13 protein-coding genes and 2 pseudogenes are annotated in these 14,747 nt (G+C 63.5%); all 15 read right to left on the bottom strand.

The window, feature by feature from the left end; all coding sequences use genetic code 11:
* Window positions 1-16 precede the first annotated feature (16 nt).
* The 15 genes and pseudogenes from ureE to LU684_RS09760 all read right to left on the bottom strand — a co-directional run bounded on the left by ureE (window position 17) and on the right by LU684_RS09760 (window position 14,718).
* Window positions 17-514: an urease accessory protein UreE gene (gene ureE, locus LU684_RS09830; protein ID WP_016486443.1), complete on the bottom strand. Its 498-nt coding sequence runs from the start codon at window positions 512-514 to the stop codon at window positions 17-19.
* Window positions 515-524: 10 nt separating this feature from the next.
* A complete protein-coding gene (gene ureC, locus LU684_RS09825) occupies window positions 525-2,228 on the bottom strand; it encodes an urease subunit alpha (protein WP_232894579.1) in 1,704 nt (567 codons plus the stop codon).
* Complete coding sequence (locus LU684_RS09820) at window positions 2,225-2,542, bottom strand: urease subunit beta (protein WP_016486441.1); 318 nt, start codon at window positions 2,540-2,542, stop codon at window positions 2,225-2,227. The genes ureC and LU684_RS09820 overlap by 4 nt, the downstream gene beginning before the upstream one ends.
* A 19-nt stretch (window positions 2,543-2,561) precedes the next feature.
* Window positions 2,562-2,864, bottom strand: coding sequence for an urease subunit gamma (locus LU684_RS09815; protein ID WP_016486440.1), 303 nt, complete (start codon window positions 2,862-2,864; stop codon window positions 2,562-2,564).
* 9 nt (window positions 2,865-2,873) lie between these two features.
* A complete protein-coding gene (locus tag LU684_RS09810) occupies window positions 2,874-3,707 on the bottom strand; it encodes an urease accessory protein UreD (protein ID WP_023047955.1) in 834 nt (277 codons plus the stop codon).
* A gap of 367 nt (window positions 3,708-4,074) precedes the next feature.
* Window positions 4,075-4,989, bottom strand: coding sequence for a site-specific integrase (locus LU684_RS09805; protein WP_016486438.1), 915 nt, complete (start codon window positions 4,987-4,989; stop codon window positions 4,075-4,077).
* A 173-nt stretch (window positions 4,990-5,162) separates the two neighbouring features.
* On the bottom strand, window positions 5,163-7,466 hold the full coding sequence (locus LU684_RS09800) for an ATP-dependent DNA helicase (RefSeq protein WP_016486437.1): 2,304 nt from the start codon (window positions 7,464-7,466) through the stop codon (window positions 5,163-5,165).
* The gene (locus tag LU684_RS09795; protein ID WP_102689210.1) at window positions 7,463-9,112 is read right to left on the bottom strand and encodes a VRR-NUC domain-containing protein; all 1,650 of its coding nucleotides are present in this window, start codon (window positions 9,110-9,112) and stop codon (window positions 7,463-7,465) included. The genes LU684_RS09800 and LU684_RS09795 overlap by 4 nt, the downstream gene beginning before the upstream one ends.
* 116 nt (window positions 9,113-9,228) lie before the next feature.
* Window positions 9,229-9,370: pseudogene (locus tag LU684_RS09790) on the bottom strand (MFS transporter); the annotation flags it as partial.
* Between the two features lie 117 nt (window positions 9,371-9,487).
* Window positions 9,488-10,705 carry a fumarylacetoacetate hydrolase family protein gene (locus LU684_RS09785; RefSeq protein WP_016486435.1) on the bottom strand — a complete coding sequence of 406 codons (1,218 nt, stop codon included), beginning with the start codon at window positions 10,703-10,705 and terminating at the stop codon, window positions 9,488-9,490.
* Between the two features lie 109 nt (window positions 10,706-10,814).
* Window positions 10,815-11,228 (bottom strand): annotated as a pseudogene (locus tag LU684_RS09780) (Ldh family oxidoreductase); the annotation flags it as partial.
* A 35-nt stretch (window positions 11,229-11,263) separates the two neighbouring features.
* Window positions 11,264-12,805 carry a UxaA family hydrolase gene (locus LU684_RS09775; protein ID WP_232894577.1) on the bottom strand — a complete coding sequence of 514 codons (1,542 nt, stop codon included), beginning with the start codon at window positions 12,803-12,805 and terminating at the stop codon, window positions 11,264-11,266.
* 205 nt (window positions 12,806-13,010) lie between these two features.
* The gene (locus tag LU684_RS09770; RefSeq protein ID WP_232894576.1) at window positions 13,011-14,021 is read right to left on the bottom strand and encodes a LysR family transcriptional regulator; all 1,011 of its coding nucleotides are present in this window, start codon (window positions 14,019-14,021) and stop codon (window positions 13,011-13,013) included.
* Window positions 14,022-14,128: 107 nt separating this feature from the next.
* A complete protein-coding gene (locus LU684_RS09765) occupies window positions 14,129-14,428 on the bottom strand; it encodes a hypothetical protein (RefSeq protein WP_232894575.1) in 300 nt (99 codons plus the stop codon).
* Window positions 14,425-14,718, bottom strand: coding sequence for a hypothetical protein (locus tag LU684_RS09760; RefSeq protein WP_086977659.1), 294 nt, complete (start codon window positions 14,716-14,718; stop codon window positions 14,425-14,427). Before LU684_RS09760 ends, LU684_RS09765 begins: the two co-directional genes overlap by 4 nt.
* Between the last annotated feature and the right edge of the window lie 29 nt (window positions 14,719-14,747).

Raw genomic sequence — 14,747 nt, 5'->3', positions numbered from 1 at the left:
GTTGCTCCAAGGCAGTTCAGGAATGGGCAGGCAGGCGTACGAACGGGTGATCGTTGCCGTGTGCATGGCTGTGGCCATGCGGGGCGCTCTGGTAGGCCCCCGCTTCAGGTTCGAACGGTGCCTGTTCGGCCTCTACCGTCAGGCCCAGGCCACGCAGCATGTCGCCCAGCACATGGTCGTGCTGGAAGCGCAACAGACCAGGCTCGATCTGCAGGGGCACGTGGCGGTTACCCAGGTGATAGGCCGCGCGAGCCAGCAGGTGTGGATCGGCGCAGCGCACCGTCGACACTGCTTCGGGCGCCGCCAGTACGCGGATCAACTGGCTGCCGTCAGCATCGGCAAGCAGCTCTCCCCCGCGCAACAGGTGGCCGCGCTCCAGCATGAGCCCGGCTTCGCGCCCATCGTCCAGGGTTACCCGCAGGCGGCTCTTGATGCGGCTGTCCACGTCCAGGGTGACGGTGCCGCTTACAGCAAGCGTGCCGGGGTCGGTGATACGGCGGGTCAAGACAATCATCGGTGCTCCTTCAAAACAGGAAATAACGCTGTGCCAGCGGCAGTTCGCTGGCGGGCTCGCAGACCAGCAATTCGCCGTCGGCACGCACCTGGTAGGTCTGCGCATCGACTTCGATCAGCGGCTGCAAGGTGTTGTGGACCATGTCCGGCTTGCGCACGCGGCGGCAGCCGTTGACCACGCCAATCAGGCTGCGCAGGTTCAGCTCCTCGGCCAGGCCGCGCTCCATTGCCGCCTGGGGCAGGAAGGTCATGCGCGTGGCATGCCGTGCGGCGCCGAGGGCGCCGAACATCGGCCGGTAGTGCACCGGCTGCGGTGTGGGAATGGAGCCGTTGATGTCGCCCATGGGCGCGGTGACGATCATCCCGCCTTTGATCACCAGGGCCGGCTTGACCGCGAAGAACGCCGGCGACCACAGCACCAGGTCGGCCAGCTTGCCCGCCTCCACCGAACCCACTTCGTGGCCGATGCCGTGGGTTAACGCGGGGTTGATGGTGTACTTGGCGATGTAGCGCTTGACCCGGAAGTTGTCGCTGTAGGCCATGTCTGGCGCCAAAGGCCCACGACGCAGTTTCATCTGGTGGGCAACCTGCCAGGTGCGCAGCACCACTTCACCGACCCGGCCCATGGCCTGAGAGTCGGACGAGGTCATGGCAAATGCACCCATGTCGTGAAGGATGTCCTCGGCAGCGATGGTTTCGCGGCGGATGCGCGATTCGGCAAAGGCCACGTCCTCCGCAATGCTCGGGTCCAGGTGATGGCAGACCATGAGCATGTCCAGGTGCTCGTCCACGGTGTTGACCGTGTACGGCAGGGTCGGATTGGTCGAGGATGGCAGCACGTTGGCCTGCCCCGCAGCGCGAATGATGTCCGGCGCGTGGCCACCGCCGGCACCTTCGGTGTGGAAGGTGTGGATGGTCCGGTCGCCGATGGCCGCCAGGGTGTCTTCGATGCAACCGGACTCGTTGAGGGTGTCGGTATGGATCGCCACCTGGACGTCCATTTCCTCTGCAACGCCCAGGCAGCAGTCGATAGCCGCCGGGGTCGAGCCCCAGTCTTCATGCAGCTTGAGGCCCACCGCACCGGCCGCGATCTGCTCACGCAGCGCTTCTGGCCGCGAGGCATTGCCCTTGCCCAGCAAACCGATGTTGATGGGCAGACTGTCGGCGGCCTGTAGCATACGCGCCAGGTACCAAGGGCCAGGCGTGCAGGTGGTTGCATTGGTGCCGGTGGCCGGGCCGGTGCCGCCGCCGATAAAGGTCGTGACGCCGCTGTTCAGTGCCTCGTCCACCTGCTGCGGGCAGATGAAATGGATATGCGAATCGACACCCCCCGCCGTCACGATCTTGCCCTCGGCCGCGATCACTTCGGTACCGGGGCCCACCGGGACGTTGACGCCCGGCTGCACATCCGGGTTCCCGGCCTTGCCGATCACCGCGATACGCCCGTGCTTGATGCCGATGTCGGCCTTGACGATCCCCCAGTGGTCGATGATCAGCGCGTTGGTCAGCACCAGGTCCATGGCCTCAGCGGCCAGCATCTGGCCCTGCCCCATGCCGTCGCGGATGACCTTGCCGCCCCCAAACTTCACCTCTTCGCCGTAGATTGTGTAGTCCTTCTCCACCTCTACCCACAATGCCGTGTCGGCCAGCCGCACGCGGTCGCCCACGGTGGGCCCGAACATGTCGGCATAGGCCTGGCGGGAAATACGGCTCATACCCTGCCCTCCAGCGGGCCCATCACCTTGCCCTGGAAGCCATAGACTTCACGCTTGCCGGCGTAGGCCACCAGTTGCACAGTGCGCGCCTGGCCAGGCTCGAAGCGCACGGCGGTGCCGGCCGGGATATCCAGGCGAAAGCCCAAGGTTGGCGCACGATCGAACACCAGCGCCTCGTTGACTTCGTAGAAGTGGTAGTGCGAGCCGACCTGCACCGGCCGGTCGCCGTGGTTGGCCACACTGACACTGACCGTTTCCCGGCCGCTGTTCAGTTCGATGTCGCCAGCGGCGACCTGGATTTCACCTGGGATCATGCGGGGCTCCTGGGCAGTTTCAGACGATGGGGTCATGCACGGTCACAAGTTTGGTGCCATCCGGGAAGGTCGCTTCGACCTGCACGTCGTGGAGCATTTCGGCAATGCCGGGCATCACCTGCTCGCGGGTCAGCACTTCGCGCCCTTGGCTCATCAGCTCGGCAACGGTGCGGCCATCGCGGGCGCCTTCGAGCACGGCAGCACTTATCAGCGCCACGGCCTCCGGGTAGTTGAGCTTCAGGCCGCGGGCCAGGCGCCGTTCTGCCAGCAATGCGGCGGTGAACAGCAGCAATTTGTCTTTCTCTCTCGGGGTAAGCTCCATGGCGCTCTCTCAGGTAGCCCAGATACGCGGTGGGCAGGCTGGCAGGCCAAGGACGGCCGGGCGCAGCACATGCCACAGGCGTTGCAGGGTGCGTTGCAGGTGTTGGTTGTCATGGTCAAGCACACGGATAACCAGCAACGACCCCAACAGGGTCGCGCCGGCCGGGTTGGCCAGTTCATCGAGCAATGGGCGAACCTGCTCCAGCACCGCCTGGTCGGCGGGTGCTGCACAGAACGTAGCGAGCAGCGGGTGGCCACCGAGCTTGTCCAGGCGGCCGCCTTCGATACGCAGGCGTTCATGCAGGCCAACGTCGTCGGGTAGTTCAATATGCAAACAGCTGTCCAGGGCGCCCTGCTCGAAACGCTCGTTCATGACAGGGCGCCCCAGGCACAGGGTTTCCCAGGCCAGCAGGCGCGCCCCGGGTTCGAGGGTGAAGCGGCTGTGGAGGCTGGCGCGGGCACCAGAAAAGAAGATGCTGTCCTGCGGCAACCATTCCAGTGTGCTGCCTGCAGCCAGCTGAAAACGCTGGGTCAGCCGCGCGGTCGGGCCGATGCTGCGGTAGAACTTACTGGCACCGGGCATGGTCAGCAGCGCGTGGCTGTCGGGCTCCAGGTGGATATCCAGATCAAGGCGGTCGCCGGCGACGATGCCACCCGGCGGGTGCAGCACATAGACATGGCACGGTGCACCTTCCGGGTAGAAGGGCCGCTGCACCAAAAGAGGTCCGAAATGCCGACGCGCACCAAGGCGGGTCACATCGTCACGCCTGACAAAGCGCAACTGCAGGTGGGCACTCCAGCCTGCATCGTCTTGTTGTTGTTCAATCTGCTCCGCGAGCGACATCCTGCGGCCCCTGAAATCCGTGGCCTGCTGGCCGTTTAGAGGGTCCGGCGCGGGCAATGGCTAGCGCGCGCGGCCTGACCACTCGATCAAATTCGCAGGCTGGATATAGCAGGTTGCGGGCCAACTCCGCAGGTGAAGGCAGATGAAACTTCAGCTGTGGCCGCTCTGGCATCGGGCATGCGCGCAGATGGCGCACAAAGCGGGGGCGCGTGTCGGCCCCGTTTCAGTGCCGACATCCGTGCAAATAGGGCTGCTTTGCAGCCCTTCGCGGGCGCGCCCGCTCCCACAGGTATTACACAGGACTCAAGGTCTGCGAGGAGCCTGTGGGAGCGGGCTTGTCCCGCGAATGGACCGCAAACACAAGGACTCAGTAGTCGAAGCGGTCGACCGCTCGCCGGCGTTCGTTGTCGTCACGCCGGTCATAAATGGCGGTGGTCTGGATATTGGCATGGTGCGCCAGCTTCTGGGCAATCGACAGATCATGCTCTTCGATCACCCGGGTGATGAACGCCCGGCGGAAGTCGTGCGGCATGATTTTCACCCCCACTTGCGCACCGCGCTGACGGGCAATGTAGTAGATCGCATGCTTGGTGATACGCGCCCGGGTGATGTGGCTACCGCGGCGGATGCGGTTGAACAGGAACGGGTCGTCCTCTGCCCCTGCTGGCAGGTCCTGACGGCGCAAGTCCAGCCACGCCTGCAGCTTCTCGAACGCCCATGGCGGGGCGTACTTGATCAGTTGGTGGTTGCCCTTGCCCACCACCTGCAGGCTGCGCGCCTGGAAATCGACCTGGGCCAGGTCGATGTCCACCGACTCTGACTTGCGCATGCCGGTGCCATAGAGCAAGGCGATGATCGCCGCGTCGCGCACGCCTTGCGGCCGAGGGTCGGATGCGCACACCTCCATCAGTTCGCGAATCAGGCTGCGGCGCAGGTTGCGCCCTGGCGGCAGGCGGCTGCCGGTGGCCGGTTTGACCTCACGAATGCGCAGCAACTGCTCATGGTCGATCAGGCCCTGACGCCAGGCCTCGTTCATCACCCCACGAATGGCGTTGACATACAAAGACGAACTGTTTGGCGCATAACCGTCGGCACGCAGGGCCGACACCAAGGCAATCACATGGCCCGGCTCTAGCCGATGCCAAGGCACGTCGACGACATTGCAGTCGACAAAGCCAAGCCGGTCGGCAGCGTCCTGAAGGATGTAGCGCATGGTTTGCTGGCTGGAGGGGGCCAGGCGGTCCATGTACTGCAGCAGCGGATTTTTGGGGAGATCGGACAAAACGTGAACCCTGTAGCGAAGCGGCGGCCGGTCGTGAAACTGGCAAACCCTGAAGCAAGTCGAAACGACATAAAAACAAGTCCTGACGAATGCCAAGCGCGCATTCCATCAAGCCCCTGTGAAGTGCCATCACCTTGATATACAAGGCTTTGCAACTGGCATGGTTCGTGATCTTACCGCAATCGGAGCGTGCTTTTGTCATCAGCCGGCGTGCTGGCCGGCGCAGCCTTGGGCCACCATGCCGGAAACATCTGCTGCACCCGGGGCTCGGCGAAGCGTTCATCTATCAGCACCAGCACGCCCCGGTCCTGGTCTCCACGGATAACCCGGCCAGCCGCCTGGATCACTTTGCGCACACCCGGGTAAAGATAGGTGTAGTCAAAACCCGCACCAAATTGCCGACCCAGGCGTTGCTTGAACTGCTCGTTGACCGGGTTGACCTGCGGCAACCCCAGGGTGGCGACAAACGCCCCGATCAGCCGGGTACCTGGTAAATCCACGCCTTCGCCGAAAGCCCCCCCCAATACGGCAAAGCCAACGCCCCGGCCGTCGGCAACAAATCGATCAAGAAACGCCTGGCGGGCGGCCTCGTCCATCCCCGGGGCCTGGGCCCACAGGGGAATCTGCCCATGCCGCTCGGCCAACAGGTCGGCCACCTGCTGCAGGTATTCGAAGCTGCTGAAGAATGCCAGGTAGTTACCCGGCATGTGCTCATACTGCTGGGCAATCAGCTCCACGATCGGTACCAGAGAGGCTTGCCGCTGCTGGTAGCGGGTGGACACCTGGCTGGCAATCCGTACCTCCAGCTGCTCTGCGCGAAACGGCGCAGCCACTTCCAGCCAGGCGGTATCGGCCGGCATACCCAGCAAGTCGCTGTAGAAATGCCGCGGGCTCAACGTGGCGGAAAACAGCGTCACACTGCGCGCCGCCAGCATGCGTGGGGCCAACAGGCGCGCCGGGGTGACATTGCGCAGGCACAGGGTAGCCAGCCGGCGCTTGCGCGGGCCCTGGCGCTGGCTGATGTCGAACAGGAAGTGTTCATCGAACAGCTCGGCAACCCGGCTGAACTGCAAGGCCTGATAGAAGAACTGCAATACCTGCGGGTCCATGTGCGCGGGCATCTGATTCATCTGCTCCTGAATCTGGCCGATGCACTGCTGCAAGGCGCGCAACAACCCGTCGGGCAGCGACTCGCTGGCCTGGTACGGCGCACGCTGTTCTTTGTACAGCGCATTCCACTGCCGGTTCAGGCGGTCAAGGGCGCTGACCAGCCCGGGCGGTTTGCGCTGACGCAGGGCCAGCAGCTGCCCTTGGTCAAGGCTGGCGCTGTACATGCCACGACCACGCTCAACCAGGTTATGCGCTTCGTCAACCAGCACCGCAACGCGCCACTGGTTGAGCTGGGTCAGGCCGAACAGCAAGGCATGCGCATCAAAGTAGTAGTTGTAGTCGGCGACCAGCACGTCGACCCAGCGCGCCATCTCCTGCCCCAGGTAATACGGGCAAACCTGGTGCGCCAAGGCCACTTCGCGCAGGTTGGCACGGTCGAGCAACGGCAGTGTTGCGGCGGCCTCACGCGCTGCCGGCAAGCGGTCGTAGAAGCCAGCGGCCAATGGGCAGGACTCGCCATGACAGGCTTTGTCCAGGTACTCGCAGGCCTTGTCGCGGGCAATCAACTCCAGTGTGCGCAAAGCAGGTTGTGGCGCAGCATCAGTGATCTGACGCATGGCATCGAGGGCCAGCGCCCGGCCCGGCGTCTTGGCGGTGAGAAAGAACAGCTTGTCCAGCTGCTGCGGCACCATGGCTTTCAGCAGCGGGAACAACGTACCAAGGGTCTTGCCAATGCCGGTGCTGGCCTGGGCCATCAGGCAACGCCCGGTGCTTACCGCCTTGTACAAGGTTTCGGCCAGCTGCCGCTGGCCCTGGCGAAACTGTGGGTAGGGGAAGCGCAGCGCCTGAAGGCCTTGGTCACGTTCGGCCAGGCGTCGTTGCTGGAATTGGGCCCAGCCTAGAAAGCGCTGGCACTGGGTTTCGAAGAAGGCCCGCAATTCAGCGGACTCATAGTGTTCACTGAACAGTGTCTGCTCATCGCTGTCCACGTCCAGGTACACCAGCGCCACCTCAATGGCGGACAGTTGTCGTGCCTGGCACATCAACCAGCCATAGACCTTGGCCTGTGCCCAGTGCAACTGACGGTGATTGGCGGGTTGACGCGCCAAGTCGCCACGGTGCGTCTTGATCTCTTCCAGGCGGTTGCTGCCAGGGTCGTAACCGTCGGCGCGGCCCCGCACCTTGAGGGTTTCGAATTGGCCTTCAAGGGTGATTTCCGACTCGTAGCCCGCAGCCCTCCGTGCCACTACCCGCTGATGCCCTTCGATGCCTTCCTGAGCGCTGGGCGACGGCGTGAAACGCAGGTCCAGGTCGCCAACCTTGGCGCTGAACTCGCACAGAGCACGCACCGCAATGCTGTAGCTCATGGCGCTTCGCGCCAACGCACATGGCACACCGCAACGGGCAGACCGTGTTGCCTGCAGAATTCCAGCCAGCGCAACTGGTTGTCCTGCAGGCGGTCACCGGGCCCCTTGACCTCGACCATGCGGTAACGGCCCTGCTCTGGCCAGAACTGAATCAGGTCGGGCATGCCCGCGCGGTTGCTGCGAATATCCTGCAACAGGCGCAGAAAGCACTGTTTCAGCTGGGCTGCCGGAAGGCAAGCCAGGGCCTGCTCCAGCAGTTGCTCGCTGAGCATGGACCAGAACACGAACGGCGACTGCAGGCCCTGCTTGCCCCTGTAGCAGTCGAGTATCGCCTGGCGATGGCTGCCATCGTCCAGCCGGCCCAGACAAAAATCGAACAGCGCACTGCGCCGTTGCTGGAAGTCACTGTCATGCAGGTCCTGTGGCGCCGCCTGGAACGGGTTGAAAAACGCGCCGGGCACCGGCGCAAAGATAGCCTCCCAGCACAACAGGCCAAACAGGCTGTTGAGCAACGTGTTCTCCACGTAATGCACCTGGCCGCCTTCTTGTGCCAGGTGTTGTCGCACGGCTTCCTCCACACCCAGCGCAGCGTGCTCGCGGGGCAGTTCGAGCTCGATCAGCTCCAGCGGCGTGGCCCGCTGGCGCCGCTGTGGCGGGCCGCCGAGCTTACGCGCCAAGCGTGGCAGCATGCGCTCGAGTGCTTGCACCTCCAGTGCATTGGCTGGTGCCGCAGCAAGTTGCAGTGCCAGCGCGTGGGCATGGGGCCACTGTTCGGTGCGCTCAAGTACACGCACCTGGCGAATGCGCGCCTGGGCATGGTTGCACTGCGCATACACGGCCATGGCCAGGTCCCACTCCCCCAGACGCTCGCATTGTTGGCCCAAGGCGAATTGCAGGCGCGCATGGCGCCTGGCCAACCAAGGGTTCTCGCTGTGCAGGCCTTGTAGAGTCGCCAGGATCGGCACTGGATCGCCGCCCTGCTCCAGGCGCTCGGCGCACTGATGCAAAGCCATGGCCAGGTCGATATCGTCACGTTGCTGCAAGGCGCGGGAATCTGTGCTGAACGGTACTTGCTCGTAGCGCAACAGGCCAAGGTCGGCCAGGACGAAATCTGACCAGTCCTGGTAAAGGTTGCCAAAGAACAACAACCGGATACGGTCGCACAGGGGCTGCAAGCACCACTGGAGAATGCGCACCTCGCTGTCCGGGAACCACTCGAGCAGTGATCGGGCCGCCAGCTCCAAAGGCTGCAGCTGTGCCAACAACTCATGCTTGGCGGCCCGCGGGCGGCTCAGTTGCCGGGCGAAGCAGCGGGCCAGCTCCTCCTTGCGCAGCAAGGCAAACAGCTGCTCCAGTTCCAGTTGCTCGGGTTCCCGCACCCAGCCAAGAACCTGCAACGGCTGCAGCGCCAGCGCGCTGTCGCCGATTTCGGCGTAGTCGAGCCGGTCGCTGCGAAACAACTCGCCTTTGCGCATGACCATGCGCACCATCAAGGCCTGGGCTGGCGCCTGCAGTTGGCTGAAGGCACGGATGAAAGCCAGTTCCTGCTCATCGAGCAGGTCCTGGTAGCGTTGTTCGACCCACAGCACTACCTGGCGGAAGTTGTGCAGGTAATAGAAAGGGTCGTCGACAGAATGGGCGATCACGGGCTGAAGTCAGATTGCGGTATCAGGCACTGTTTATACATACAGATAAACGTGCCTGACAAGAGCCGTGGGTCAGTCCATTGACGCTCCTACAGGGATTACGTGACGTTTCCGGGTTACTTGGTTGCCGGGACCCTCTCCCCTGCCGCGTCCTTCACTGCCAATCGGCGCCTGCAGCAGCAGGAAGTACGCCACCGCCGAGCACAGTGCCACCCCCGCGCTGATCATGAACGCCGTGGTGAACGAACCCGAGTACTGCGCTGGTACTTCTTCATAGGGTTCATGTGTCGCCCTTTTATTATTATTGTTGCCGCGCTGTCAGCGCCTTGGCGATCCATCGAGCGTGCTGCGCCCCTCCCTGGCGCAGCGTGTTGTTCAGGGCTGGCGGGCGGTGGCTGCGACCTCCAGCAGGCCACGCCGGCCAAGGTTGTCGATCAACGCGCGCAGGCCAAACGCCCACTGCGGTGCCTGGTCGCTGGTGGTCACCCGGTTGCACAGAGTGCCCAGTTGCGGGTTGCTGATGGTCACCACGTCGCCCGGCTTGTGAGTAAAGCCATTGCCTGGCTGGTCGCGGTCCTGCTTGGGGGCGAACAGGGTGCCCAGGAACAGCACCATGCCGTCGGGGTACTGATGGTTTTCGTTGAGGGTTTGCTGCACCAGGTCTTGCGGGTCGCGGCTGATCTGGCGCATGGAACTGCGGCCAGACAGGATGAAGCCGTCTTCGCCTTCAACACGCAGGTCCACTTCGGCGTTGCGCACATCGTCAAGGCCGAAGCTTTCGTCAAACAGGCGCAGCAGCGGGCCCAGGGCGGTAGAGGCGTTGTTGTCCTTAGCCTTGGACAGCAGCAAGGCGCTACGCCCTTCGAAGTCGCGCAGGTTGACGTCGTTGCCAAGCATCGCGCCCTTGATGCGGCCATCACTGGACACCGCCAGCACCACTTCCGGCTCTGGGTTGTTCCAGCTGGACTTGGGGTGGATGCCGATAGCGGCACCGTGGCCAACCGCCGACAGCGGCTGGGCCTTGGTGAACACTTCGGCATCCGGGCCGATGCCCACCTCCAGGTATTGCGACCACAGGCCCTGCTCCACCAGCACTTTGCGTAGCGCTTCGGCCTGGGCGGAGCCGGGCACGATCTGCGACAGGTCGGCGCCGATGCGGCTGACCAAGGTGTCACGGATTGCATCGGCCTTGGCCGGGTCGCCCTTGGCCTGCTCTTCGACCACACGTTCCAGCAAGCTGGTCGCAAAGGTCACACCTGCGGCCTTCACCGCCTGCAGGTCGATGGGTGCCAGCAGCCATGGCTGACTGGGGTCGCGCTGGCTCGGATCGCTGTTGTCCAGCAACACCGATAGCGCAACCAGTGGCTCGGCCAGCGGCAAGGCGCGCAGATAGGCCACCGGGTCGGTCACTTCCAGCAGGGCCGAAACAGTCGCCACGTGGCTGCTGATATCGTAGACGGCGCCTGCTTTCACCAGCACCACCGCCGGGCCCTGGTCCGCCAGCCAGACCCGCCCTACCCAGCTCCCGCTCTCGAAGACACTGGCGTTCTGGTTCAGCGACAGCGGTTGATTGGCGTTCGATCGATCAGTCATCTGTGTACCCTTGGTGTGCATTATTGGGAGAGTGCCGGCAGTTGCAGTTGGCCGGCCAGGCGGTCGAGGTCCGCCAGCAGTTCAGGCGAGAGGGTCATGCCCTGTTCCCCACCAGGCCCCGGTCGGTATAGGGCTTGAGATAGGCGGCCAGGCAGCCGATGTGCGAAGCACGGCGCACCACCGCAATACCGATGCCCTGCGCAGTCGCCCCCTTTGCCGCACAATCCAGCGCACGGCTGACGCAGTAAGGCCCCAGCAGGTAGTGGCCATCGAACACGCTGGAGACGTCACTGTGCGACACCTGTTCCAGTGCCTGCGCACGGGCCTTGACCGTTCCTTCCAGCATGCCGCCGATGTAGCGGCTGACCAGGTTCAGGCCGTGGGTGCGGTGCCCGAGCAGTTCACCCTCGAGCAGTACCTGGGTCACCACCTGGGCGACTTCGGCATCGGCGCCGGCCTTTTCGAACAGTTGCTCGACAAAGGTGGTGAGCGCTCGCACGTTGAAATGTGTGGCTTGAGTCATGGGTGTCATCTCGTAGGCGGAACAGAAGCGGTCAATCAGGTCACTGCACCGATCTGCCAGGGCACGAACTCGTTCTGCCCATACCCGTGCTGTTCGCTCTTGCTGCGTTCCCCGGAAGCAATGCGCAACATCTGTTCGAAAATGTACGCACCACGCTCTTCGATAGTGGTGGAGCCGTCGGCAATGCCGCCGCAGTTGACGTCCATGTCCTCTTGCTGGTGTTCGAACACCCGGTTGTTGGTTGCCAGCTTGATCGACGGTGCCGGAGCACAGCCGTAAGCCGAGCCGCGCCCGGTGGTGAAGGCGATCAGGTTAGCCCCGCCGGCCACCTGGCCGGTGGCCGAGACCGGGTCGTAACCGGGGGTATCCATGAACACCAGGCCTTGGGCACGCACAGCTTCGGCGTACTGGTACACATCGACCAGGTTGCTGGAGCCCGCCTTGGCCACTGCGCCCAGCGACTTTTCGAGGATGGTGGTCAGGCCCCCGGCCTTGTTGCCGGCTGAAGGGTTGTTGTTCAGCTCGGCGTTCATGCGCTGGCAGTAGTCTTCCCACCAGCGGATGCGCGCCACCAGCTTTTCGCCGACCTCACGGGTGACCGCGCGGCGGGTCAGCAAGTGCTCGGCGCCGTAGATTTCCGGGGTTTCGGACAGGATCGCCGTACCACCGGCCGCCACCAGACGGTCGACCGCGTTGCCCAGTGCCGGGTTGGCGGTAATGCCGGAGTAGCCATCTGAGCCGCCACATTGCAGGCCGACCACCAGGTGCCGTGCGCTGACCGGTTGGCGCTGGACATGGTTGGCCTCGGCCAGCAGGCTGCGGATCTGCTCGATGCCGGCAGCGATGGTTTTCGACGTGCCGCCGATGCCCTGGATGGTGAAGGCACGCAGCTGCGCACTGGCTTGCAGCCCCTGGGTTTCCAGCAGGCTTTCGATCTGGTTGGTTTCGCAGCCCAGGCCAATGATCAGTACCGCAGCAAAGTTGGGGTGCACGGCGTACCCGCCCAGGGTACGGCGCAGCAGGCCAAGGGCTTCCCCGCTGGGGTCCACTGCGCAACCGGCACCGTGGGTCAAGGCGACCACGCCGTCGATGTTCGGGTAGTCGGCCAGCACCTCGGGGTGAATGTCACGGCGGAAGTGGTCGGCCACAGCCCGGGCCACGGTCGCCGAGCAGTTCACCGAGGTGAGAATGCCGATGTAATTACGGGTGGCAACACGCCCATCGGCGCGCACGATGCCCTGGAACACTGCTTCGCTACCCGGCAAGCTGCGCGTGTCGACACCAAAGGCATAGTCGCGAGCAAAATCACCCATCTGTACGTTGTGCACATGCACGTGGTCGCCGGCATCAATGGCCTGCGAAGCAAAACCGATAATCTGCCCGTAGCGGCGTAGCGGCTGGCCCTGCTCCACGCGTTCGGTCGCGAGTTTGTGGCCCGAAGGAATCGGCTGACGCACGGTAATCGCCTCGGTATCCAGATGCAGGCCTTGCGGCAAGGCCTGGCGGGCGATGAGCACATTGTCCAGCGGGTTGAGGCGGATGACGGCAAGGTCACCGGACTTGGCAATCAGTTGCATGGGACCTCTCAGGGTAGTGCAGCGAGCTTCTTGTTATGGCTGTTGCCACTGTAAGAAGCCTTGGGCAGCATTCCCAATGAGATGATCCGATCAAGCGATAACCAGTGGTTATCAAAAGTTGTAATCGGGCGGTGATCCCTGATCGTCTAAAAGCCTGCCTCGAATTACTCAGGCCTGCACACACCCTGTGGGAGCGCCTGAACCATCAGGCCTTGCCCGAGGCGGTTGCAGCCGTACCTTCCTTTTGTCGCTGCCTGGCGCCCTCCAGCAAAATCTCGACAAACGCCCGGGCCGAAGCGCTCAGCGGTTCATCCTTGCGGGTAACCACGCCATACTCCAGGGCGGGTACGTGCAAGGGGCTGCGCAACTCCCTGAACTGCCCGCTGGCCAGCTGCGCGGCAACCATCGAGCGCGGCAACATGGCAATCATCGGAGCCGACTGCAGTAACTGCAGGAACATCGGCATGGAGATGGTCTCGACGCTGTCAGCCGGCGTGGCGATACCCGCCACCCGGAAGGCCTGCTCCAGGCGGTTGCGAATCGGCGTGCCCACCGGGTACAACACCCACGGCCAGTCGCCCAACGCCGCCAGGGGCGGGCTTTCCAGCTGGTTAAGCGGGTGCTCGCTGTTGACCACCAGGCTGAACGGTTCGGGCTCCAGAGGCTGGAAGTCGAACAACTGGCTGAAGCGCTCTTCGGTAAAGCGGCCAATCATGATGTCGAGCTTGTTCTGCTCGAGCATGGTCAGCAGGTGATCACTGGAATGCTCTACCACTTCAATCGACAACAGCGGGCTGCGCGCCTTGATCGCAGCGATGGCCTGCGGCAGGACCAGTGCAGTGGCGGCAAAGATGCCGCCGACGCGGATAAAACCGTGCCCGCCGTTGCGCAGGCGGTTGACCTGGTCGACGAATTGCTGCGACTCGGCTAACGCACCCTGGGCATAACGCACCACATATTCACCCAGCTCAGTGGGCGGCATGCTGCGTGGCAGGCGCTCGAACAGGGCAAAGCCGAACTGCTCTTCGAGATCGCGCAGCATCTTGCTCAGGGCCGGCTGACTGAGGTTCATGCGCGTGGCGGTTGCGTGCATGTTGCGGGTGCGCGCCAGGGTGTCGATCAGCACCAGGTGCTTGTAGCGGATCCAGTTGCAAAAGCTTGCGTGACTAATTTGCAGCCCTTTAACCACGGGGGCTGCATCGTTTCGGAAAGTCATCCTTTAGGTCCTATTGGGGCCTGAATGGCTCGATAATGCCAGCTTTATGACAACGCAGCTATTCCAGCCCTCGGCGTTCTGCCGACCGTTTTCCTTCCTTTATATGGCTACTCACAGCTGTGCCGTTTTCCGGCACCCTTGATCACCTGGTACCCGCCATGGTGGTCAGGCTCGTAATCGCCGAAGAGACCGATAGCCCAGGCCTCCTCGTGCTCCATCAGCGCCCACATCCTGCCCGCCTCGGCAAGCTCGAGCATGTCGACCAGGTCATTGTCATCGACATCCAGGCGCCGGTGAGCGGCGTAGGCCATCTCACTGAGCACCGCAGCACGCCCATCAGGATCGGTTACCAGGGCAACGTAGTCGCCCAGTTCGGCCAGCCAGGTCTGTGGCAGCCCACTCATCATTCTGCCCTGCACCACCAGGACTGCGCGTACAGCACGCCGTCGATTTCCTCCACCCCGTTGATGTTAATGCCGAGCTGGGCCATGCCGTTGACCTTAGCGTCGTGCAGGCGCGGAATGATGTCCGGTCCAGGTGTAGGGTTGAACACCCAGGCCTGAGTCGACACACGCCCCAGGGGCTCGCTGTGGTGATCACCGATGTGGACGTCCGCACGGAGTGGCTGGACTTTCCGTAGACGGTCGGAGGGTAAGGCCACGCCATGCTCGCGGCGTCGAACGAGAAGGAAGTACATGTGGCACCAATACTGTATAAATAGACAGT

Source organism: Pseudomonas sp. NMI542_15, assembly GCF_021283425.1.
Taxonomy (GTDB): Bacteria; Pseudomonadota; Gammaproteobacteria; order Pseudomonadales; family Pseudomonadaceae; genus Aquipseudomonas; species Aquipseudomonas fortuita.
Note: the sequence above shows the minus strand (reverse complement) of the source record. Positions and strands in the feature narration are given on the sequence as shown.